The 21,466-nt window shown below is 41.5% G+C and carries 24 protein-coding genes and 2 pseudogenes; 13 read left to right on the plus strand and 13 right to left on the minus strand.

From position 1 onward, the window contains the following. Positions 1 to 27 precede the first annotated feature (27 nt). Together RMZ42_RS04465 and RMZ42_RS04470 are read right to left on the minus strand one after the other, a co-directional pair. Positions 28 to 150 (minus strand): hypothetical protein, encoded by a 123-nt coding sequence (locus RMZ42_RS04465; protein WP_322670270.1) that lies wholly within the window; start codon positions 148 to 150, stop codon positions 28 to 30. 89 nt (positions 151 to 239) lie between these two features. Beyond that, entirely contained in the window at positions 240 to 1,685 is a 1,446-nt protein-coding gene (locus RMZ42_RS04470) for an MFS transporter (protein WP_322670271.1), read from the minus strand. 194 nt (positions 1,686 to 1,879) lie between these two features. Here RMZ42_RS04470 and RMZ42_RS04475 point away from each other — a divergent pair. The 5 genes and pseudogenes from RMZ42_RS04475 to RMZ42_RS04495 all read left to right on the plus strand — a co-directional run. Further along, positions 1,880 to 2,227: pseudogene (locus RMZ42_RS04475) on the plus strand (transposase); the annotation flags it as partial. A gap of 122 nt (positions 2,228 to 2,349) precedes the next feature. Next, on the plus strand, positions 2,350 to 2,499 hold the full coding sequence (locus tag RMZ42_RS04480; RefSeq protein ID WP_322670272.1) for a hypothetical protein: 150 nt from the start codon (positions 2,350 to 2,352) through the stop codon (positions 2,497 to 2,499). A 58-nt stretch (positions 2,500 to 2,557) separates the two neighbouring features. Beyond that, positions 2,558 to 3,097: a universal stress protein gene (locus RMZ42_RS04485; RefSeq protein WP_322670273.1), complete on the plus strand. Its 540-nt coding sequence runs from the start codon at positions 2,558 to 2,560 to the stop codon at positions 3,095 to 3,097. Between the two features lie 49 nt (positions 3,098 to 3,146). Next, a complete protein-coding gene (locus RMZ42_RS04490; RefSeq protein WP_322670274.1) occupies positions 3,147 to 3,350 on the plus strand; it encodes a hypothetical protein in 204 nt (67 codons plus the stop codon). Between the two features lie 160 nt (positions 3,351 to 3,510). After that, entirely contained in the window at positions 3,511 to 3,795 is a 285-nt protein-coding gene (locus RMZ42_RS04495) for a WYL domain-containing protein (RefSeq protein WP_322670275.1), read from the plus strand. Between the two features lie 117 nt (positions 3,796 to 3,912). On the opposite strand, the gene RMZ42_RS04500 is transcribed toward RMZ42_RS04495, so the two are convergent. The 3 genes from RMZ42_RS04500 to fni form a co-directional block, all read right to left on the minus strand. Beyond that, positions 3,913 to 4,152, minus strand: coding sequence for a hypothetical protein (locus RMZ42_RS04500; RefSeq protein WP_104909601.1), 240 nt, complete (start codon positions 4,150 to 4,152; stop codon positions 3,913 to 3,915). Between the two features lie 505 nt (positions 4,153 to 4,657). Further along, positions 4,658 to 6,493, minus strand: a complete 1,836-nt coding sequence (gene sppA / locus RMZ42_RS04505; RefSeq protein ID WP_322670276.1) for a signal peptide peptidase SppA — start codon at positions 6,491 to 6,493, stop codon at positions 4,658 to 4,660. A gap of 110 nt (positions 6,494 to 6,603) precedes the next feature. Beyond that, on the minus strand, positions 6,604 to 7,653 hold the full coding sequence (gene fni, locus RMZ42_RS04510) for a type 2 isopentenyl-diphosphate Delta-isomerase (protein WP_322670277.1): 1,050 nt from the start codon (positions 7,651 to 7,653) through the stop codon (positions 6,604 to 6,606). A 153-nt stretch (positions 7,654 to 7,806) separates the two neighbouring features. On the opposite strand from fni, the gene RMZ42_RS04515 reads away from it, so the two are divergent. Then, a complete protein-coding gene (locus RMZ42_RS04515; protein WP_322670278.1) occupies positions 7,807 to 8,391 on the plus strand; it encodes a Uma2 family endonuclease in 585 nt (194 codons plus the stop codon). Positions 8,392 to 8,638: 247 nt separating this feature from the next. Here RMZ42_RS04515 and RMZ42_RS04520 read toward each other — a convergent pair whose 3' ends face one another. After that, positions 8,639 to 8,869, minus strand: coding sequence for a hypothetical protein (locus RMZ42_RS04520; RefSeq protein WP_322670279.1), 231 nt, complete (start codon positions 8,867 to 8,869; stop codon positions 8,639 to 8,641). Positions 8,870 to 8,950: 81 nt separating this feature from the next. Between RMZ42_RS04520 and RMZ42_RS04525 the strand changes: the two are divergent. Continuing rightward, positions 8,951 to 9,256, plus strand: a pseudogene (locus RMZ42_RS04525) (REP-associated tyrosine transposase); the annotation flags it as partial. A gap of 212 nt (positions 9,257 to 9,468) precedes the next feature. On the opposite strand, the gene RMZ42_RS04530 reads toward RMZ42_RS04525, so the two are convergent. The 4 genes from RMZ42_RS04530 to ndhC form a co-directional block, all read right to left on the minus strand. After that, positions 9,469 to 11,193, minus strand: coding sequence for a DUF262 domain-containing HNH endonuclease family protein (locus RMZ42_RS04530; protein ID WP_322670281.1), 1,725 nt, complete (start codon positions 11,191 to 11,193; stop codon positions 9,469 to 9,471). Positions 11,194 to 11,559: 366 nt separating this feature from the next. Continuing rightward, on the minus strand, positions 11,560 to 12,090 hold the full coding sequence (locus RMZ42_RS04535) for an NAD(P)H-quinone oxidoreductase subunit J (RefSeq protein WP_322670282.1): 531 nt from the start codon (positions 12,088 to 12,090) through the stop codon (positions 11,560 to 11,562). After that, the gene (ndhK, locus tag RMZ42_RS04540) at positions 12,083 to 12,820 is read right to left on the minus strand and encodes a photosynthetic/respiratory NAD(P)H-quinone oxidoreductase subunit K (protein WP_322670283.1); all 738 of its coding nucleotides are present in this window, start codon (positions 12,818 to 12,820) and stop codon (positions 12,083 to 12,085) included. Before ndhK ends, RMZ42_RS04535 begins: the two co-directional genes overlap by 8 nt. Beyond that, complete coding sequence (gene ndhC / locus RMZ42_RS04545; RefSeq protein ID WP_012411797.1) at positions 12,811 to 13,173, minus strand: photosynthetic/respiratory NAD(P)H-quinone oxidoreductase subunit C; 363 nt, start codon at positions 13,171 to 13,173, stop codon at positions 12,811 to 12,813. Before ndhC ends, ndhK begins: the two co-directional genes overlap by 10 nt. A 398-nt stretch (positions 13,174 to 13,571) precedes the next feature. Here ndhC and RMZ42_RS04550 point away from each other — a divergent pair, with 398 nt between their 5' ends. From RMZ42_RS04550 to RMZ42_RS04575, 6 genes are all read left to right on the plus strand, one after another. Continuing rightward, a complete protein-coding gene (locus tag RMZ42_RS04550; protein ID WP_094348032.1) occupies positions 13,572 to 13,907 on the plus strand; it encodes a rubredoxin in 336 nt (111 codons plus the stop codon). Positions 13,908 to 14,048: 141 nt separating this feature from the next. After that, on the plus strand, positions 14,049 to 15,068 hold the full coding sequence (locus tag RMZ42_RS04555; protein ID WP_322670284.1) for a photosynthesis system II assembly factor Ycf48: 1,020 nt from the start codon (positions 14,049 to 14,051) through the stop codon (positions 15,066 to 15,068). A 207-nt stretch (positions 15,069 to 15,275) separates the two neighbouring features. Then, positions 15,276 to 15,524 carry a cytochrome b559 subunit alpha gene (gene psbE, locus RMZ42_RS04560; RefSeq protein ID WP_094348030.1) on the plus strand — a complete coding sequence of 83 codons (249 nt, stop codon included), beginning with the start codon at positions 15,276 to 15,278 and terminating at the stop codon, positions 15,522 to 15,524. A 9-nt stretch (positions 15,525 to 15,533) separates the two neighbouring features. Then, the gene (psbF, locus tag RMZ42_RS04565; RefSeq protein ID WP_015115279.1) at positions 15,534 to 15,671 is read left to right on the plus strand and encodes a cytochrome b559 subunit beta; all 138 of its coding nucleotides are present in this window, start codon (positions 15,534 to 15,536) and stop codon (positions 15,669 to 15,671) included. 8 nt (positions 15,672 to 15,679) lie between these two features. Then, positions 15,680 to 15,802, plus strand: a complete 123-nt coding sequence (locus RMZ42_RS04570) for a photosystem II reaction center protein L (RefSeq protein ID WP_322670285.1) — start codon at positions 15,680 to 15,682, stop codon at positions 15,800 to 15,802. A 69-nt stretch (positions 15,803 to 15,871) separates the two neighbouring features. Then, the gene (locus tag RMZ42_RS04575; RefSeq protein WP_012411803.1) at positions 15,872 to 15,991 is read left to right on the plus strand and encodes a photosystem II reaction center protein J; all 120 of its coding nucleotides are present in this window, start codon (positions 15,872 to 15,874) and stop codon (positions 15,989 to 15,991) included. 184 nt (positions 15,992 to 16,175) lie between these two features. Here the strand turns inward: RMZ42_RS04575 and psaI are convergent, their stop codons facing one another. From psaI to RMZ42_RS04590, 3 genes are all read right to left on the minus strand, one after another. Beyond that, the gene (gene psaI, locus RMZ42_RS04580) at positions 16,176 to 16,325 is read right to left on the minus strand and encodes a photosystem I reaction center subunit VIII (protein WP_322670286.1); all 150 of its coding nucleotides are present in this window, start codon (positions 16,323 to 16,325) and stop codon (positions 16,176 to 16,178) included. A gap of 404 nt (positions 16,326 to 16,729) precedes the next feature. After that, positions 16,730 to 17,665 (minus strand): hypothetical protein, encoded by a 936-nt coding sequence (locus RMZ42_RS04585; RefSeq protein ID WP_322670287.1) that lies wholly within the window; start codon positions 17,663 to 17,665, stop codon positions 16,730 to 16,732. Between the two features lie 57 nt (positions 17,666 to 17,722). Beyond that, a complete protein-coding gene (locus RMZ42_RS04590; protein WP_416211787.1) occupies positions 17,723 to 21,133 on the minus strand; it encodes a hypothetical protein in 3,411 nt (1,136 codons plus the stop codon). Positions 21,134 to 21,466 lie beyond the last annotated feature (333 nt).

Raw genomic sequence — 21,466 nt, forward strand, 5'->3', positions numbered from 1 at the left:
TGTTCGGCTCTGGTGATATGTTATCTTTTAATGCTTTGCAAGAACTTTCTCGATATTCTTGAGAATGTCAATTACCTCACAAGCAGATTGACTAAAAGCTTCCTTGGCAATATCTGGATTTTCTGTATACCACTCCTTATATATTGCCAAGTAATATTTTTTTGCGTAAATCCATCTTCTGATTCATTATGAAAACTACAGCAATTAACAAAGCCTCAAGTGGTTGACGTTCAATATTGTTAAATCGGTACTCTTTGCTGCTTGACTGAGAATAGGACTCGCCAAAGCTGACCCAGAGGTACAGAGCCTTGCTCTTGAACAAAAACCAAGGGCAAGAGAGCAGCCGTCCGTAGGACGGTTGAAAGAGCAAACAGTCCCAGTAAGCCACCGGCACCAGGCAGAGTCGCAAGAAAGCTACCAGCTATGATTCCCACTGCTCCAGTGACACCAGCAACCGCCCCGGCGATCGCAAAGTAAGTGGATTGATTAGTCACCGGTGCCACTCCCATCATCAGATTGTTGGTACACAGGTCTATGGCCGCCCACGTCCCAGATCCCAGCACGTGTAAAAAGGGTAACCATATCCAAAGGGAAATTGAATCATTGCCAGCTACTAACCATAATACAGGCGTCACCGCCACCAAGATTCCTACTAATAACATGATGGGACGATTCCCAATCCGGTCAGACAGTTTGCCCCAGAAAACCAGCAGCAGCATATTAGCACCAGCTCCTAAACCGTTATAGATTGTTACTAGGCTGACATCTATATCCAGGTTATCTAGCATATAGAGGTTAAAGAAGGGAGCGCTGAGGTTAACGGCAAAGCACCAGATGGCAAGGTAAATCAGTAACTTCAAAAAATTGGCATCATTAAGGAAGCGAAGATGTATCCCGCTGCGGTATGGTTGGGGTGGCTCTGACCCCACGACTTTTAAAAGCTGCGGGTTCACATCGCTCATCCAGAACTGACAGCCTTGACTAAGCAGCCCAAGCACAATTCCTAGAACCAAGATTGCACCGTAGCCTTGGAGCGTTCCACTAGGCCAGATCGATACTGCTAGACCCAGCAACGGCACACCGATGAGATTCATCAAACTGAGAACACTATTGCGAAAGCCAAAATACCGCCCCCGCAACCGCCCAGGTACTAACACAGCCGTCCAGGTCATCCAGGGAGCACGGGCGAAAGCTTCAATGATATTAGCCACTAACATAATTCCCAATGTCAACAGCACCACTTGGTGCTTAGTGATATGGTTAGATGAGCTGACCAACCAAATCGCTGGCACGAGAATTATCCACAGTAGCCGCGCCGGGATGAAAATGCTCATGCAATACCAGTTGAAGCTGCTACTTCGTTCTACCAAATAAGCTCCCAGTGGTTGGAGCAGATTCACCAGCTGAGGAATAGAGGCGAGCAGACCAATTTCTACTGGCCCGGCACCCAGCTCTAGCAAGAAATTACTGAGCAACGCTGAACCGATGATACTGTAAAAAACGGCAGCAAAAAGACTCTCGAGAGTTAATGCCCTGAGACTTGTGCGAATTTGCGGTTTGGAAAGTTTAATAGGCAGATTTGTGGGAAGAATTACCGTTTGTGTTAATTCCCTATCCTCTGGGATTTCCTGAATGGGGAGAGGGATCTTTTTTAGTAAGCTTTCGTCTTCTACTTCCTGGAACATACTGAATAGCCAAAATTTAAAAAGAGTTAACGCGGCTTTAATTGCTGGTTTAATCTAGAGAACAGTAGGCACGCATCAGCCCACTGGGACAATCTTTTTGAAAGATACGTTAGGGAATGAGGGGTTATTAGCCCTGTTGTGTCACCTGAGAAATAGTATAATAATATACATAAAGTAGAATTAATATACAAAGTATGGGAGAGCCTCGCTCACCCGTACAAACCATTAACTTTGTGGACGAATATTGTCTGTTGTATAAAAAGCTGTTTTTAGATGTTAGGCTTTTTGAAGCATTTAAGTATCTACATATAGGAATATAGGATGTATTTCTGATTTAAAACGAAAAGTCTCTAGAAATAGCAAAGATTGTTGGATTAGATCAGTATTAAGGGCTACATCATTTCTTAACAAATCATCTTGGGATATAGAGAAGTTAAGAGCTTTGTGTTTAGAACTAATTAATTTTATAGATACTAAAAGGTAGACCAATCATTTTAATTATTGATGAGACAGGAGATAGAAAGAAAGGAACTAAGATTGATCTATGTTAGTTGTGATTTAGATAGACTAGGGCTACAGTAAGGAGAAGTTCACCCAAGCATTTTTGCAGATTTGTGGTGCCAAAGTTGAAATTATCAAGCGAACCGAAGCATAATTTCAGGTATTGCCAAAACCTGGATTGTCGAGTGTACATTTGGGTGCTTTCGCTGGTTGCATCGCACAAGCCACGGACTATGAACTATTGCTAGGCGTGAGCGAGTTGATGAGCGAAACGGCAATGGTGCGCTTGATGTTGAAGCGCCTTGCTGCCTAAAGAGAACCTTTATAAATCAGCTCTTATATGGAGTCACAACAGTTTGGAGAAAGTCTATATGTTTCACAAGATTCTAGTTGCAATCGACACCTCTGCATCCGCCAAGGATGTCTTTGATAAAGCCTTGTTCTTAGCAAAAGCGAGCAAGGGCAGCCTTATGCTGTTGCATGTTCTGTCGGGTGAAGAACAGGCCAAAGTAAATATACCTATACTTCCCAGGCAGGATTACTATCCATATCCCGTGATGAGTAAAAAAACTTTGGAGTTCAACCAACAGCAGTGGGAGGTTTTGGAAAAGCAAGGTCTAGAGCTACTACAATCGTGTACAAATGAAGCAACTCTAACAGGCGTGAGTACAGAATTCATCCAATCCCCTGGCAATCCTGGTCAAACCATCTGTAAATTAGCCTCCACTTGGGGTGCTGACCTAATCGTAGTTGGACGTCAGGGTCTATCTGGTTGGAGTGAGTTAGCCTTGGGTAGTGTCAGCAATTACGTACTCCACAATGCTCCCTGCTCAGTCCTGACTATGCAACACCCAAAAATGAATACTGAATCTGCTCAAGACGAATCAAGCAGAGTTAGTGCATCGGATTAATATAATTAAAGCGAAACTCAAACTACTATAGAGTTGGATAAGTAGTGGGTTGGTCACAATAATTCCTGAGCTTGGTTCTAACTTTGAAGAAATAATTGCAGCAGCGGATAGAGCATTATATCAGGCAAAGGCAGCAGGACGCGATCGCTTCAAGGACAATAACCTACTAGCTGCCTCGACCTGCAATTATAAAAGGCACAAAAGTAGCTTAATGTACGAAACTGAACCGACTCCCAAGGTTGAATATGCGTAAAGTTAAATCATTATTATGCACTTTAACGGCATTGCTAGCCAAGGAAAGAAAATTACAGCAAGGGATGATTAATTCATTGTCAATCCATCTGCGTTAACGATCTACGCTGTTCGGAGAACTAAAGTGAACATAGAATTATTGAGCAAACGCACAAGAAGCATTGCACAAAGATTTAGCTTCTTCATATCAGACTGCTAGTGTTTTGGCTTGGATTAGCCCAGAGTTGCAGCCGCAAGCTTTTCAGGAACTCCTTAGCTCTGCAAAGATGGCGCACTTAGCGATAGATTACATTATTAAATTGCCTGAGCGATCGCTGGAGGAGTTTTGTCGCTGGGTGTATCGCTTCATGGGTAATGCTCAGTTTATCTCTCCTGAATATCTAGCTGAACAACACCAGAAATTTGCTCGTGCATTAATAGATCGGTATTCTTCCAAAGCCATATAAATTAAAATAATTGACCCACATGACTTTAATGCTGGGCGACAGTCAAAGTGGAGGCATTGGCTAATTAGTACAGAAACCTAATCTAACCCGGAGTTCCGGGTTAGTAGTAGTTCATACTCAATCTTCATTCCGTAACTGCCAGACTGCACCAAAAGCGGCCCCAGCCCCAGCTAACAATCCAGTACTCATTCCTTGAATAGTTTTTTGGAATGGATCTTGAGTTAGGCACTCACTTGTAACCTTACTGTCTTCCAGGCAGAGACTACTTTCTGCCCAACCAGCAGTACCTCCTAAAATTACACCAGTGATACTACAAGAAACAATTAGCAGTAAAAGACGTTGTGTTTTTCTAGCCATAGATGGATGTTTTACTCAATTTTGTATTTTAGACTTTAAATTAGCTCGGTATGTAAATACACTTGCTTTGGATAAAAGATTTTAGATTTTTCCATACTTGAGCCACTGTTTAATCGGGCTGTTTCAGCAAAATTCCAAATCTAAAATTCTGTCAAAGGTTGGAAATTGTAGTTGACTCTCAACTACTTTACACATCCGAGCAGCAAATGTCAGCTGGTTTATGGCTGGCGAGGCAAACTCATGGGCTTCGCCGTACTGGTCTGTCTTTAAATTATGGGTAAAGAATTTTGTAGTAAGAACTTTGGTTTTTATTTTCTCAGCACTAAAATCCTGACTACAAAGACTCAAAGCTAGTTTCACAAATTAGTATTCGGTAAGTTTTGCCTCATAGGCTTGGGTTAAGGGTTTGGTGTAGATGATTGGTTTTTCAAGACGCGATGAATCGCGTCTCTACAATCTGCGTTTTGGGTTTATCTGAACTGTTGATTGATGCTCAAAAAAATATCTACTCAATCTTCAAGTTGAAAGGCAAGCGGGCATACACCCCTTGTGGATCGTTCATCTTTTGCAGAATCTCTACTTCCTGTTGCAATTTTTGGAATTCGGTGGTGAGGGGATTGGCTGATTTGAGTTGCGCTGACTCAATCCCGAAAGCAGTCCGCGCCTCTTCTGTTGCACGCCCAAAAAAGCGTTCTCCGAAGCTGCTAGTGCGAGGATATTCTTGCACTTCCCAGTCGTCTCCTAATTTCGCTTGCTTGGCAGCATAAGTGATCGCAGTATTCAAACCACCAATCTCATCCACCAAACCAATTTCTTTGGCCGCTTCACCCGACCAAACCCTTCCTTGGGCAATTTCTGCTACTTTTTGTTCTGGGAGTTTCCGACCTTGAGAAACTTTATTCAGAAACATATTATAAATACGGTTAACACTGCGCTGATAAATTTCTAACTCTTGAGGCGATTTCGGACGCGAAACTGTTTGACTATCAGCATAGCGTCCAGTTTTCACCGAATCCCAAGTAATACCATTATTACTGGCTAACTTTTCCCCATTGAATAAGATCCCAAACACCCCTATGGAGCCTGTAATGGTATTTGGTTCTGCAAAAATGCGATTAGAGTCGCTAGCAATCCAATAACCACCAGAGGCGGCGACATCACCCATTGACACTACAACTGGTTTTACCTCACGAGTTAATTTCACTTCTCGCTGCATGACTTCGGCTGCGGTAGCGCTACCACCAGGACTATTAATTCGTAATACAACAGCCTTCACATCTTTATCTTGTCGCAGCTTGTTGAAGATTTTCGCAAAGCGATCGCCTCCTACTTGCCCATCTTCTCCTTTACCATCGACAATCTCGCCCTCAGCATAAACAACAGCAATTTGATTTTTGGAGTTACGTTCTACACCCAAAGATTTACCAGAAACTTGTGCGTAGCTATTCAGGCTAATTTGTCGGAATGTTTTGTCTTCTTTATCGCTATTTGTCAACTTTTTCAGGTCAGCGACAACTTCATCGGGGTATTGGACTCGATCGACTAAACCGCTAGTTTTGGCTTGCGTGGCTTCTAGTAAGGATTGATTATCTGCGATCGCTTGTAACTTATTGGGTTCAATTTTCCGACTTGCGCCGACAGCAGTGCGCCACTCTCCCCAAACATCATCCAACAATTTCTGAGTTTGTTCGCGGTTTTCTGGACTCAACTTGTTGAGAATAAATGGTTCAACGGCTCCCTTAAATTTCCCAACTCGCACGACTTGAACGCCAATGCCATACTTTTGCAATGCTCCCGCTAAAAACATTGGTTGTGAACTCAAACCGTTGACTTCCATCATTCCTAGAGGGTTAAGGACAATGGAATCTGCCACTGAACTAACGTAATATTCCTTTTCACTCCAATCACTGCCATAGGCGACAACCTTTTTCCCCGCAGCGCGAAACTCCTCCAGCGCTTTCCGAATTTCTTTCAGAGAAGCATAGCCAACGTTACCAGTTTGGCTTGTGTTCGTTGCATCCACATAGATCCCGACAATGCGCGGATCGCGCCGCGCCTTTTCCAAAGTTTCCACAACTTTGCGGAGTGCCATTCTATCTTCATCCACACCTGAGATTGTGTTTTGAAACAGTTCGCCTGAACTAGGTTCGCCATCAGTAATTTTCATTGACAAGTCAAAAACCAACACTGACTTATTTTTTACATTTGGCCCAGTATCTTTAGACGAGCTAGCAGCAAAGATCAGCAAGAACAGTCCAGTAGTTCCCAGACCAGCGAAAATAATTAGTCCTAGTAAAGTGCCAACTAAACTAGCAAAAGTTTGTTTGATAAAATTACGCATTAGTTATTAGTCATTGGGCATGGGGCATGGGGCATTGGGCATTGGGCATTGGGCATTTATAAATGACAAAGGACAAATGACGAATGACTAATGACTAATGACCTATTTACTTATTCTATGCGCTGTAAACTGCCAGAGTGCTTTAACTGATACAAGGTGGCATTGCCAGTACAAAATAAGACTGTGGTGATTTCAGCGATTAATACCTCAGCGAGTTCCGCAACTGCTGTCTCTGATATTGCTGCGGCTTGCAAGAAAGGCATTGCTAAACCAGCTATATCTGCTCCCAAAGCGATCGCAGATGCAACATCCAATCCATGACGCAAACCTCCTGAAGCAATTAAGGGAACATCTTTGGCAATCGCTCTAATAGTTGTAATGCACTCTGCTGTCGGTAAACCCCAATCGGCAAATGTCCTCCCTAAACGACGTTGTAAGGGATTTTCTGCTCGTTCGCTTTCTACTTTTGCCCAAGAAGTACCCCCTGCACCCGCGACATCAATTGCTGCTACCCCAGCGGCGATCAGTTTCTCGGCGATCGCTGCTGAAATGCCGTTACCAACTTCCTTCGCAATTACTGGTACTGGCAATTTTGAGCATAAGATAGAAATCTTGTCAAGTAAACCCCGAAAATTAGTATCACCTTTGGGTTGAATGCACTCTTGTAAAGGGTTAATGTGTAAAATCAAGGCATCAGCTTCTAAAATATCAACTACGCGCAAACATTCATCTAAACCGTACTTGTAGTTAAGTTGCACAGCCCCCAAGTTTGCAAATAGTAGAACGTCAGGGGCATACTTGCGGACAGCAAAAGTATCAGCTACTTGGGGTTTTTCTACCGCTACTCGCTGAGAACCGACACCCATCGCAATTTTGTAGTGTTGTGCGACTTGGGCCAAACGTTGGTTAATCATTGCGGCTTGTTCTGTTCCGCCAGTCATGGAAGAAATTAACAAGGGTGCGTCAAGGTGCTTCCCCAGGAAAGTTGTACTGATATCAATATCGTCGTGGTTGAGTTCGGGTAAGCAAGAATGGGTGAAACGATAACGTTCTAATCCATTGGTGATTCGATCGCACTGAACATCTTCTTCTAAGCAGATGCGAATGTGATCGGCTTTGCGATTCTGAGTTTGTGCAGAGATATTGGTAGGGGCGTTCACTGGTGGGTATGGCTAAAAGTATTGGCTTGCGATCGCTATTGTTACATTGTCTGCAACCGTATTTGTATAACAAAAATATTTATTTTGCCTATCAATAGGGTACGTTACGCTATTGATAACAGAATAATTCCTTCATTTTATGAGTTAATTAATATGGTTTTACAAACAGAAAAGCGCTACACCCCAGAAGAATATTTGGAATTAGAAGAGAAAGCTGAATATAAAAATGAATACAGAGATGGAGAGATTATACCTATAACAGGGGGGACAACCAACCACAATAAGATTGCAGGTAATTTTTATAAAAGGTTTCCCTTGACAGTGCAAGGACAAGATTATGAGATTTACATAGGCGATGTAAAATTATCAATACCTCGTCATCGCATTTATACTTATCCTGATGTAATCGTCATCAAAGGTAAGCCTATTTATGAGGGAACAAGTACAACAATTATTACTAATCCATTATTAATTGTTGAAGTCTTATCAAATTCAACTAAAAATTATGACAAAACAGATAAGTTTAAATATTATCGTTCAATTTCTGGTTTTCAGGAATATATTATGATTGACCAGTATAGTTTTGCTGTAGAACAATTTGCAAAGCAAGCAGAAGGTCAATGGATTTTTAAAGAATATGAAGGTGAAGATGCAGTTTTAGTCTTAGATTCTATCGATTTTAAAATTGCCTTGCGTGATATTTACGAACGAGTGAATTTTGAGTTGATTGAGGAATAAAACTGCGATCGTGCGATACCTGTGGTAGTCACTAAGCGGCTGGTGAGCGGAGTCGAACCATGCCGTTCGCGCAGCGTCTCGTAGAGAAGTGCGGGCTACGCCTACGCTAAATATGGGCATCATTCACCGTGAATGATGCCTACAGCAAATTGCAACTTAGTAAGGTACAGATAATCGTAGGGGCACAACATGTTGTGCCCCTACCCGTGTACTTCATTTACCTGAAATACGCTGTATTTGTTGCTCATTACGCCGTCTGTGTAGCAGCCGCTTTTGAGTCTGCCCTAGATTTTAACCGGGTGATAGTGGCTCTACGAATGCGATCGCTCTTGCGTACTCCACCTGTCATTTCGTATTCCCGGCTGTCTTTGCCATACTTCAACGCCACACCACTGACTAAGCATTCTGAAGTTTCGCGAATGGTCTTTTCAAGAGTTTCTATTTCTGACTTTGCTGTGTCAAGGGCGGTTAACATCATATTATATTGGTCAATCTGGTTGCGAAGCTGCCCGGTTAACTGGATTAAATGATTTACACTGATGGAATCACCAAAGTCGAGATCAAAAGCTATTTTAGTCGCCAGTGCATTACTCTATCACAGGAAAATCTATCTACTTCTAGGCAAAATAAAAAAGAGCGGGCTATTTGGCAGCGTAGTTTTTGGGAACACTTGATTAGAGACGAGGTAGATTTTAAAAATCACCTTGAATATATTCACTACAATCCTGTCAAACATGGTTTAGTGAAAGCTTCAAAAGATTGGGAATATTCCAGCTTTCATCGTTCTGTTCGTCAGGGTAAGTATGATATTACGTGGGGTGCTGGGCAAGAAATTGTATTTGACTTTAATATCGGTAAAGAGTAGATATCGCCTAAATTGTAGCTGAAATTGTAGGTTGGGTTAAACGAAGTGAAACCCAACATCAGCGTTGGGTAGATGGGTAATGTTGGGTTTCGTTCCTCAACCCAACCTACGAATTACTTCACATTAAGTCGTAATAAAAAAAGTATTAAATGAGTTTATTACAAGCACAAAAATTTTGAGCTACTGAAAAGCTTACGCATTCACACTTACATTTACAACTTCCAAATTTCATTATATGCTTTGTGAGACATTGCTTTGCCTCGCTCTTTGATTTCCTCCTCAGTCCATTGATTAGCCTTCAACAAATAATTATCAAGTGGATATTTTTTATCTTTTAGAATTTCAATTTTTTTCAGAAAATCATAATTTTTTAGTTCTTCACTGTTGGTTGTTTTATCTACTAATATTAAATTTCCTATCCTGCCGACTATTTCTTCCTCTCCTTTAGATTCTGCTAAGAGATGTTCAATACTGGCAGAATTATAATCAATAGGTAGTCCATTAATATTTTGTCCTATGAATTTTTCAAGTATATATTGTATGACTTTTTTATCTCTCTGTTTATTTTTTGTATAAATTAAATCCATAAAATTAACTTCAAATTCGTCCAAGCTAGGTAGTTTTTCCTTGAGCTTTCTTATTAAATTTGTATTAATTGATTGAATTTTATCTAGATTGTCAGTATTAGAAAGTTCTTGAGCATATTTGGAATAAAGTGGAGCAATTGATCCAGAAGACCTTTGAGAAGTAATAGAATTGAAAATAAAATGAAAACATTCAATTTTCCATAGTATTGGACGTAATGCCTTCAATGTTATCTTATTTTCTCTATATGCCCTCATAAGAGATAAAATCATTGATGTTTGTTGCTTTACATTAAAAAGGCGTAATGCTTTTAACGATTGATAAATACTATTTTTTTCTTCAGGGCTCCATTGATGATTATCTGGAGATACAATAGAAACATAATAATCTGAATTTTTTTGAAATTCTAATAGTAATAAACGAGATTTATTTTCAGATTCATTTTTACTAGAAGAATCAATATACTTTTTTATTTCACCAAATAACTGTTTTTGAGTTGTATCACCATACTTAGAAAGCCAATGATGGTACAAAAAAGATTCTACAACAGTTTGTTCTAGCCCATTATTATCAAATTTTTCTAAAATGCCATTCCATATCACTTTATAAGTATCTAATGTTATGTTAGAAGCTCGCAGCTTCTGTAAAATTAAGTTTTTCACCAAATCAGGTGTAGTAAGGTCTTTACCTCTAGTATTGAGAGTTTCAAAAATTAAATAAGCATCGTCTTCATTATCTAATTGAATAAATACTAGTTTTAAGGAAAGAACTTTTTTCCTTAGAGATTTTAGAGTTTCTAGAATTGGGGATATTCGCTCTTCAGATAAAGCATTACAAGATTCTTTACTATCAAATTTAGGAATTATGTCATAAAGTTTCTTATTAATTAATTCAAATGCTGATTTTAGATTTTGTTCTTCACTACCTACATTACATTGTAATTCTGCTTTGTTAAAGCTTTGTATATATCCTTGGAGATAAGGAAAAGATGTCTCAGAGTTTAAAACATATTCAGGTATATTATCTATATTAGCTTTCTCAATATATTGATGTACCCCTTTAGCTAAATTTTCATCCCCATAGTCAAGAAAAGCATTTCTTATAGCAGCAAGCATTAATGTAATAGTTGTTAATCTTTGTTGACCATCGACTATTCCATAGTATGGTTTTTCTGTTTGATAAACAACCATTGAGCCTATAAAATAATGTTCATAATCTCTAATGACAACATCATCCCAAAAGTCCTTAACCTCTTCATCTGTCCATGAATAAGGACGTTGAAATCTTGGGATTTTAAAATAACCTAGAGCAAATATATCCTGAACTTCTTTGTCATTAGCTTCGATTTTCATTGATTTCACATCCTTTAATGAAGATAAAGATTGTATTGATTAATACTATTTTAGCGTAGTAACTATTTTTACAAAATATAACGCACTAACACTCATTAAGCAGTGATATCAATCTAGCTTTAAATGTATAAAAAACTACTATTGTTTATCCATATTCAACTAATCAACCATGTACACGTTATCAAGACTATGAAAGTACAGACAAACTTCAACTCATCAAGATTTGAGTAACCAAAATCCTCTGTGTAAAATATTTGAACACTCAATTACAGCAAATTTTGTCAACCAATTTTACTTAAAACACCAAAAACATAACCCCTCTCCGCCACCGGAAAGGGGTTAATCACTGCCGAAACTCAGCAATCTCTAATAAGCGTCTTGCAACTCGTAGAAATCAGGCGAGATGTAATCCTTCCGCAAAGGCCAACCTACCCAATCTTCCGGCATCAAAAGCCGTTTGAGATTTGGGTGTCCTTCGTAGATAATGCCGAACATATCGTAAGACTCGCGCTCTTGCCAATCTGCGGTCTTCCAAATCCAGTACACAGAAGGCACTACAGGATTTTCCCGTGGTAAGAACACTTTAACTCGAACTTCTTCGGGGCGATCGCTATTATCACCGACTTTAATCAAGTGATACATACTCACCAATTCTTGTCCTGGACCAAGGTCTATACCACCTTGACACTGGAGATAATTAAACCCATAAGCATAAAGGGCTGTAGCGGTAGGAAGCAAGAAATCTGCCCCCACCTTAATTATCTCTACACCATTCTTATCCGGTGCTAAAAACTCATGGTCAAAGCCATTTTCCGTCAACCACTGGGAAACTTTACCCGCTTGTACCAATGCCTCTTCTTTCGCTGCTGGTACTGGTTTAGATTCTTCTTCAGCCACGGGTTTGTTCCTCCTTTTGCGCCTTTTCTGTCAGCAGTGCAGGTGGTATTGGCATACCAATCGCTTCCGCCAATTCCTTCGGTGGTGCAGAGCGAGTTGCTGACTGCAAATACTTACCAGTTAAGATTTCCTCTACTGGCTTCAGGTTATGAGTCGTGCTGTAATAGCGGTGAGTTTGCTTAATTTTACCCCGCTCTTGCATCGACTCATTGGAGATTTTCTTCCGCAGCTTAATGATTGCGTCGATAATTGCTTCTGGACGGGGAGGACAACCAGGTAAGTACACATCCACAGGAATCAGTTTATCGACTCCGCGTACTGCTGTGGGGGAATCAACGCTGAACATCCCGCCAGTAATTGTGCAAGCACCCATCGCAATTACATACTTTGGCTCTGGCATTTGTTCGTAAAGACGCACTAGTTGCGGAGCCATCTTCATCGTGATAGTCCCTGCCGTAATAATTAAATCGGCTTGGCGGGGGCTAGAACGGGGAATTAGCCCAAAACGGTCAAAGTCAAATCGAGAGCCAATTAAGGCTGCAAACTCAATAAAGCAGCAAGCAGTACCAAACAGCAACGGCCACAAACTAGAAAGCCGCGCCCAGTCGTAGAGGTCATCAACCGTCGTCAGAATGACATTTTCTGAAAGGTCTTGAGTGACATTAGTACGCTCAATGGGGTTGATGATTCGTTCTTTACCCTGGGTTGTTAAGTTAGAATTCAAGACCATTCTAAAGCTCCTTTACGCCATGCGTAAACTAAAGCGACTACAAGAATTGCAATAAAGACTAGCGCTTCAATAAAAGCCAATAGCCCCAAACGGTGGAAAGCTACCGCCCAAGGATACAAGAAAACAGTCTCCACATCAAAGACGACGAAGACCAGAGCAAACATGTAGTAGCGAATGTTGAACTGAATCCAGGCTCCCCCGATGGGTTCCATGCCAGATTCATAAGTGGTGCGACGTTCTGGAGCGTAACCACTGGGTCGTAGGAGCTTGGAAGCTGAGAGCGCTAAGGCAGGTACTAGGCTACAGATGATGAAGAAACCTAGAAGGTACTCGTAACCGCTGAGGACAAACACAATGAGTATCTACCGCTTATGGAGTATTTTAAGTAGTGAGTGGAGATTGAGTACTGATGACTAGAGATTAAGGATTTTAGGAGTGGGGGAGCAGGGGAGCAGGGGAGCAGAAGAGCAGGGGAGAGTTCTTGTATAAGTTCTTTCCCCTCTGCCCCTCTGCCCCTTTGCACCTCTGCCTCTTGATACCCCATACCCAATGCCCCATGCCCAATGCCCCCATGCCCAATCCCTTAACTGCGTAACTTTCTTTTACATTATATCTGTTTGGTTTTTCTGAAATCTGGGAAACAGACGCACTTTAGGTATTTGATTCGCTTTTGCTAGTGATAGAAAAGCCTAACAATTATGTCATAATTTTTAACGTATATTTAAGATTTCTCCTTTGCGAGGCCTTAGCCATGAGCGAACCAGCTGTTGAGACTACGGTGTTAGACCGCTACGAGTGTCGCGCCTGCGGTTATGTTTACGAACCCGAAAAGGGAGACGACAAAGATGATATTGCTTCAGGGACAAGCTTTGCAGAACTGCCCATAAATTGGCGTTGTCCAGTTTGTTCTGCTAAAAAGACTGCTTTTGCCAACATCGGCCCTGCCGGTACTGCATCCGGCTTTAAAGAAAATCTCGGTTATGGTTTGGGTGTTAACAACCTAACGCCAACCCAAAAGAATATCCTAATTTTTGGTGCTTTGGCTCTTGGCTTCTTGTTTTTTATCAGTCTTTACGGCTTACAATGACAGCCTTTAAGCAATTCCAAATAACCCTCTCTACCAGAGGCTTTACACTGCGCTAACAAAATTCAAAATGAAAAAGCCAGGACTTTACAGCATCCTGGCTGCCAACTGCTACCAAAATTTAGAAATAACTAAGAAATACTGATGCATTCAATTGTGAAAGGTTGGCAACGAATATTTGCCTTGTTAATAGTAGTCGCGATCTGCATAGGTTGTAGCCAAGTTCCCTCTGTTAGCTACAACCCTTGGAAAGTCATTTCTGTGCCAACAGACTCAAATTTATTGGATATTGCTTTTACTGATAACCTTGAGCATGGCTACTTAGTCGGTAGCAATGCCACACTATTGGAAACCAATGACGGTGGTAATACCTGGAAACCAATAACACTGCAACTGGATGAGCAAAAGTATCGCTTTGACTCAGTAAGTTTTGTCGGTAAAGAAGGCTGGATTGCCGGAGAGCCTGGACTTTTACTACACACTACCGATGAAGGTGCTTCTTGGTCGCGTATCCCCCTGAGCGAAAAGCTACCAGGTAGTCCGATCGCAGTTAAGGCGCTAGCAGGCAATACAGCGGAAATGGCTACTAATGTTGGAGCCATATATAAGACCACAGACGGCGGCAAAAACTGGAAAGCCCAAGTGGAATCAGCAGTGGGTGTGGTGCGTAACTTAGAGCGTTCTGCTGATGGTAAGTATGTTGCTGTTTCCGCTAAGGGGAGTTTCTACTCGACTTGGGAACCAGGCCAAGATGCTTGGGTTCCCCATAACCGCAATAGTTCTCGGCGCGTAGAAAACATGGGCTTTGGTGACAATGGGCAATTGTGGTTGCTAGCTAGAGGAGGTCAAGTTCAGTTTAGTGACCCAACTAAACCTGAAGAATGGCAAGAAGCAAAATATCCAGAGTTATCCACCAGTTGGGGTTTACTGGATTTGGCATATCGCACACCCAATGAAATTTGGGTCGGTGGCGGTAGTGGTAATTTGCTACGCAGTGCCGACGGTGGCAAAACCTGGGAAAAAGACCGTGAGGTTGAAGAAGTTGCAGCTAATTTGTACAAGATTGTGTTTTTAGAGCCAGAGCGGGGATTTATAATTGGCGATCGCGGCGTTTTGCTCAAATATCTACCAAATCCTGAAACAACTTCCCCAGAAGCAGCTTAATGGGGACTGGGGACTAGGGACTAGGGACTGGGGATTAGGGACTAGGTAAGAGTTTTCTCAATGCCCAGTACCCAATACCCAATACCCAATACCCAGTACCCAATCCCCAATACCTATTTCTGAGAAGAACTTTGCAACTTGTAACTCTTTCTTAACTTTGTAGGATAATAAACTCAATAACACTCTATGTATAAGGTAGGGATCTAAATGTCAGGTACCACTGGAGAACGTCCGTTTTCGGACATTATTACTAGCGTTCGTTACTGGGTAATCCACAGCATCACCATCCCGGCATTATTTATTGCCGGTTGGCTATTTGTCAGCACCGGACTGGCTTATGATGCTTTTGGTACACCCCGTCCCAACGAGTATTTCACACCAGCGCGGCAAGAAGTGCCCATTGTGAAGAACCGTTTTGAAGCTAAAAAACAAGTTGAAGAATTTATTGGAAAGTAGTTTGAGATCATGACTAGCGGAAACAACATCAATCAACCAGTTACCTATCCAATTTTTACCGTTAGATGGCTGGCAGTACACACCTTAGGTGTACCAACTGTATTCTTTTTAGGCGCGATCGCCGCAATGCAATTTATTCAACGTTAGGAGCAATTATGGTAGAAAGATCGCCTAATCCCAATAATCAGCCGGTTGAACTAAACCGGACTTCTCTATACCTGGGATTACTAATGATTTTCGTTCTGGGTATTCTGTTTTCCAGTTACTTCTTTAACTAATTAGAAGTACTGTTGTTAATCTTGGTTTATGAACGTGTGTTGATTTGTTGTTAAGGGAGGAGAGAAGCTGTGTCTGGAAGTGGGAGAATTCCCCTGTGGGTCGTCGCTACGATCGCAGGTTTAGGTATAATTACAGTCTTGGGCATTTTCTTTTATGGTGCCTACGCCGGACTCGGTTCTTCGATTTAACATTAGTTAGTTTGAACCGAACACTATAAGTTAGAATTTTTCAGCATTTGTTGAGAAATCAACGTTAAAAAAACCGCCTGTCTCTATGAGATGGGCGGTATTAATTTTGGTCATTTGTCCTTTGTCTTTTGTCATTTGTTTTTTGCAAATAACTAATGACTAATGACTAATGACTACATCAGTATCAGTTGATATCGCTGATATCGTCGTTTTCAATGTATAAAAACAGAAACGCAAAGACCACACCTGGCAAAACCCAACCAATTATGGGCACGAAGATCGCAGACAAGTACGAAGTACTAGCCAAGACAGTAGGTAAAAAAGATGCTGCCATAGTTAAAGGTTCCTATGAAATCACACTACAATTCAAGATGAGCTTACTGCAAATTCTGCCAATTTTTTGAAATTCTTTCATATTTTTAACACAGGGGAAGATATGGGGCCGCGATCGCCTATTCCCCATATAATTCATCATTTTCTCAACCAGTCCAGCCATAAGACTTAATACTGTAAGCTTTTCGCTGTTGTCTGGTAGGTTGTTAAGTTTGTTTAATTGATTGTCCAGTTTTGAGAGTGCTGGGACTTCTACCTCTAGCTGAATAGGGAAATCAGCGATGCTTAAAGTGGCAAGCTACGCACTACCGCCCCTGAAGCTCTTAATCTAAAATCTTTATGAGTGAATTCAGTGACAATTATCATAAACTGGGAAGAATATCTTTGTGGTTTCTAAAACTGAATTTATTGGATAGGTCGAAAGTATAATAACTTAGCCCCATCCGCTTCTAGCTGTTTCTGCTGGCTGTAGGCACGGTAAATTAAAGGATCTCTTCCTAAATACCAATAAGAAGGTGTACCACCTAAAAATCGTCCTATGGCTCTCTCGAATAGTTGAAAACCACTACCCAAATCGCTAAAGTTCTGCCATGTATATGCAGAAGACCAAGCTCGAAATAATTGATTCCCTCCTTTTTTGTTAAATACCTGATTTTTGTTCTGCCTAAACCTTGCCTTCCACTTTTCCAACTTATCAGGTGTCATTAGATAAAAATAACGTTTAGTATATTCATCTAAAAACTGCTCTTGCCACTCGTCAAAGCTTTTATCTTTCTCTTCTTTTAGCTCTTGCTCTGCTCTTTGCATCTGTTCTGGAATATTTAACAGGAAGAAGCGTTGAGGCACTTTTGAGTGTATCAGCTTCATCTGCTCTAGTGATTGGATAGGAGGATCTACTAAGTTAATCTGCTCATCAAAAAATTTACCTTCTTGTAAATACTCTTCGCTAATGGAACCAGAGATGAAAATGTCACCTGTTGCATCTGTTTCCATAAGAATCCCACCGTATTCGTACAAACCCACATAAAAAGTATCGCAACCAATTTGCCTTGCTAATGCCGACAATCGAGGATGATCGGCATTGATAGCTCGTTGGCATAGTATTTCCTCTGGTAATATCTTGACAATTGTCCATCCATAGTTACCAACGAATAAAGCGAATGTCCACATCTCATCACACAAAAGCCACGGATTATGACGTAGTTCTTCAACATCCACAGCAAGCTCAGGCAAGGTGATGCGGTGACAGCCTTCTTGCTCTAAAAGGCGACTTAGTGTTTGCTCGATTAGTGTCAAATCATCACAATGAATGCAGTAAGTATAATTCCAAAATCCACTCATTGTAGCCCTCCATGATTTTTTTGACTTCAACCTTTACCAAAACCTCCCCATACCACCTCACATACCCAGGAGTTCATCTAGTTGTAAACTTGGCAAGTCTGGAGGAATCACGGTTCGCACTATTGTGACTTTGTGACTCTCCTGTTGGGTTGTTAGATCGAGTGCGATCGCTCCTAAGCGAATTTCTAAACAGCCAAAGGGAATGTTTAATTGTGTCATCACTTCCAAATCTCCCGATGCATTAGGAAGTAAATTTGTCAATAAATGGGGGCCATCTAGTAAGTAGCGAGTTTGATAATCTTCAAGCCATAACTTGACAACAACTTGCAGAGGTACTTCCGGCAGTACTACGCGCACTATGACAGACTTGCCAGCAATTAATTCGCCTTCTGGCACATACAAATGTGGAGTTGGCAAAGGCTCAGTGGCTGCCGCAATTAGAGGTAAGGAAGAAGATGAATATAACAGTGGTTGCTCCTTTTCTTCAAAGGTGTCACTCTCTTTTGCATCGCCTTCCAGTTCGGTATCTGTATCATCTACAACGATTTCTTGCGCCAACCAAGCTGACGCTATATTTATTTTTATCGGAGGGGGAGGGGGCGGTACTTGTGTTAGCAGAGCCGATGAGATTGTTGGTTCTTCTAGTACTTTTTCTATTTCCGTATTTTCTCCAATCCCTAGTTCCACTTCCTGCGCTGTGTCTATATCTTTCCCTAAGTTCTCCAGTTCAGGAGCCAATCCTTCGACTTCTTCCCATGTCTCTTGTCCGTTGGGCATTTCAGCCAACATAAGTTGTGAACGGCTCCAATTTTCGTTCAGATTATTCTCCGTGTTGGCATTTAGGTCTAATGGCAAGTTAACATCAACATTCGCATTTTCTGTACTAGGAGGAAGGGGTATCTGCTGCGGTGGAACATAGTTATTGTAATCTTGAGGTTGCAGATGGTTGATATATTCAGGCAAGGAGTATCCTTGGCTCTGCATCCACTTCCTGAGTAGGGGAGATGAATAAAGGTTTCCGGTTGTAATTAATTGTGCATTTTGCGGGGCTTCGATTTCAGCAACAGATTCTTCCTGAAATTGTGAATTTTGCGGGACTTCGATTTCAGCAACAGATTCTTCCTGGAATTGTGAATTTTGCGGGGCTTCGATTTCAGCAACAGATTCTTCCTGGAATTGTGCGTCACCTACTCCTAATTCAAGTATATTTTCATCTTCAGCCACAGTTGCGTCCAATTTTGGTAAGTCTTCAGCCGCTTTAACTTCCAATGTATTTGGAGGAACATTATTTTCTACTTTTTCTTCGGCATCATTTAGTGAAGCTTGTAGCCGTTTCAAGTATGGCAAAGTAGTCTCGATTATTGGCATTCGACGTTGCTTGATGACCAACTGCTCTAAATTTATGGTGGCTATAGTAGCATCCTTTTTTAGCTCCTCCGGTGTCTGTGGTTCTGCAACAACATCTGTGGTAAGGTTGGCATCACTTTGAATAGGGGGCAGTTTCGGTAATTGAGGCAACGAAATGCTTGAATTCTTGAACTTAGATGTCCGCAGGTTAGCTTCTCGCAGAACTTGCAGGTTAATTTGCGGTGGTAAAGGTGTGTTTGGGGATGGATTAACTATCTGAGACTGGTCTGTTTTTGGAGTTTTGACCAGATTTAATAGTTTTAAATCGAGCCTAACAGGTGTCTCTGTTTCTGTGAAAGCAGCAGATGAGTCCGATGTTGCTATGAGGTGATTTAAAGATGTACTAGATTTTGCTGCGGCTGTGATTGCCAGTAATTCTGTTACATCTGCTGTAATGGTGAAGGACTGGGTAGCTAACGGCATGACTTCGCCAGCATCGGCGAATTTCCCATACAAACTGATATCTGCCAAAATTAGCTTAGATTCACAATCAGCAGGAATATCAATTGAGGTATTGATGGTAAAGGGCAACTCCTTATCTGATAAGGGTTGCCGTACTTTGGTCAATATTTTCGAGTTCTTGGGCGATCGCAGTTCAATTTCTACCTCAAGCGCCCGCAAGCTTTTTGAAGATGATGTTTCATCCCAATCTAGATTTGTCTTTTCTTGGAATTCTATGTACCCGTTGATTATAAGAGCTTGTCCCCAACGAGCAATATAATTATCCTGACTTAAAATTAGCAGTAATGGTGGCGGTAGTTGTGTTGCCGAAGAATCTGTAACTTTTTCATCTTGCGGCAGCAGTTCAGAGGTGGGTAAAGCTAAATCTATTAAATTTTGTAAAATCTGCTCTGCCGTCTCTCCTTTGAGCCATACAGGACTTACAGGCCGATCGATAACTATATCTTCATCTTCTTCCGTTTCATCTGACGCAACAGTTGTAACAAGGTTGCCATCTGTAGTAATTGCCAGTCCTTCAGAAACTGCGATCGCTCGATCTAGCTCAATTGTAGTTTCTGCTGGGGCATTAGATTCCAAGTTCTCTTCATCTGAGGCAACAGTGGTAACAAGGTTGCTATCTGTAGTAATTGCCAGTTCAGAAACAGCGATCGCTCGATCTGGCTCAATTGCAGTTTCTGCTGGGGCATGAGATTCCAAGTTCTCTTCATCTGGCGCAACCATGAGGTTGCCATCTGTAGTAATTGCCAGTCCTTCAGAAACTGCGATCGCTCGATCTAGCTCAATTGTAGTTTCTGCTGGGGCATTAGATTCCAAGTTCTCTTCATCTGAGGCAACAGTGGTAACAAGGTTGCTATCTGTAGTAATTGCCAGTTCAGAAACAGCGATCGCTCGATCTGGCTCAATTGCAGTTTCTGCTGGGGCATGAGATTCCAAGTTCTCTTCATCTGGCGCAACCATGAGGTTGCCATCTGTAGTAATTGCCAGTCCTTCAGAAACTGCGATCGCTCGATCTGGCTCAATTGCAGTTTCTGCTGGGGCATTAGATTCCAAGTTCTCTTCATCTGGTGCAACAGTGAGGTTGCCATCTGTAGTAATTGCCAGTCCTTCAGAAACTGCGATCGCTTTCTCAAACGTAAATAACGTAATTGCAGTTTCTGCTGGGGCATTAGATTCCAAGTTTTCAGAAACAGTATCTACGCCATCGTCGGGTGAACTCGATCCTAAATTTTTCCTCGGCTCTCTCTCTGCTAATAGCGAGAAGACTTGTACTTGCACGCTGTATTGCCAAGATTTACCGAGCAGATCCGACATCAAATCGCCGGAACACCGCAACTCCCAAACTCCCGGTTGGAAGTAGGTAAAAGGAATTACCGCCATTATGCCTTCTGAATTAGTGCGACGCGATCGCTTGAAAATTCGCCGCGTTGGTTGAACTTCCTCGGTTGAAGAGTGAGTTACCCGCACTTCCACGTCTGTATTAAGAAGGTTAGAACGAGCCAAAACTCTATACTGCCCTTCCAAAATTTCCAAATTTGGCGATTCTAGGATATGCCACGAGCGAGCGCCTTGTTTCTGTATCAGAAATTGCCAGTGTTCCATTGTAAGTGATGCCCAGACCGACGAGCCGCTGAGTAATATTGTGTATTAACTTGCTTGCAAGTTTACCTCAGTATTTTAGAAATGCCTCACTTAAATGGCTATCAAGTTAACTCAATTTTACTGACTTGACTTCTCACACTTTAACTACTCACCTCAAGGGAATTTTGATAAGTCGCCGTGTTGCTTGTGCGTAAAGCTTTTGTTGTTTTCTAAATATTAAGTTTGACAGATTCTAGTGCTAAATTAACAGGGATGCAATGGATAGCGTTAGTTGTCTTTGCTCAACTTAATGCAAAAATTTTTGTATTATTTTTTACTAGAATTTCCACTTTG

It is taken from the genome of Nostoc sp. DedQUE05 (assembly GCF_034530955.1).
Lineage (GTDB): Bacteria > Cyanobacteriota > Cyanobacteriia > Cyanobacteriales > Nostocaceae > Nostoc.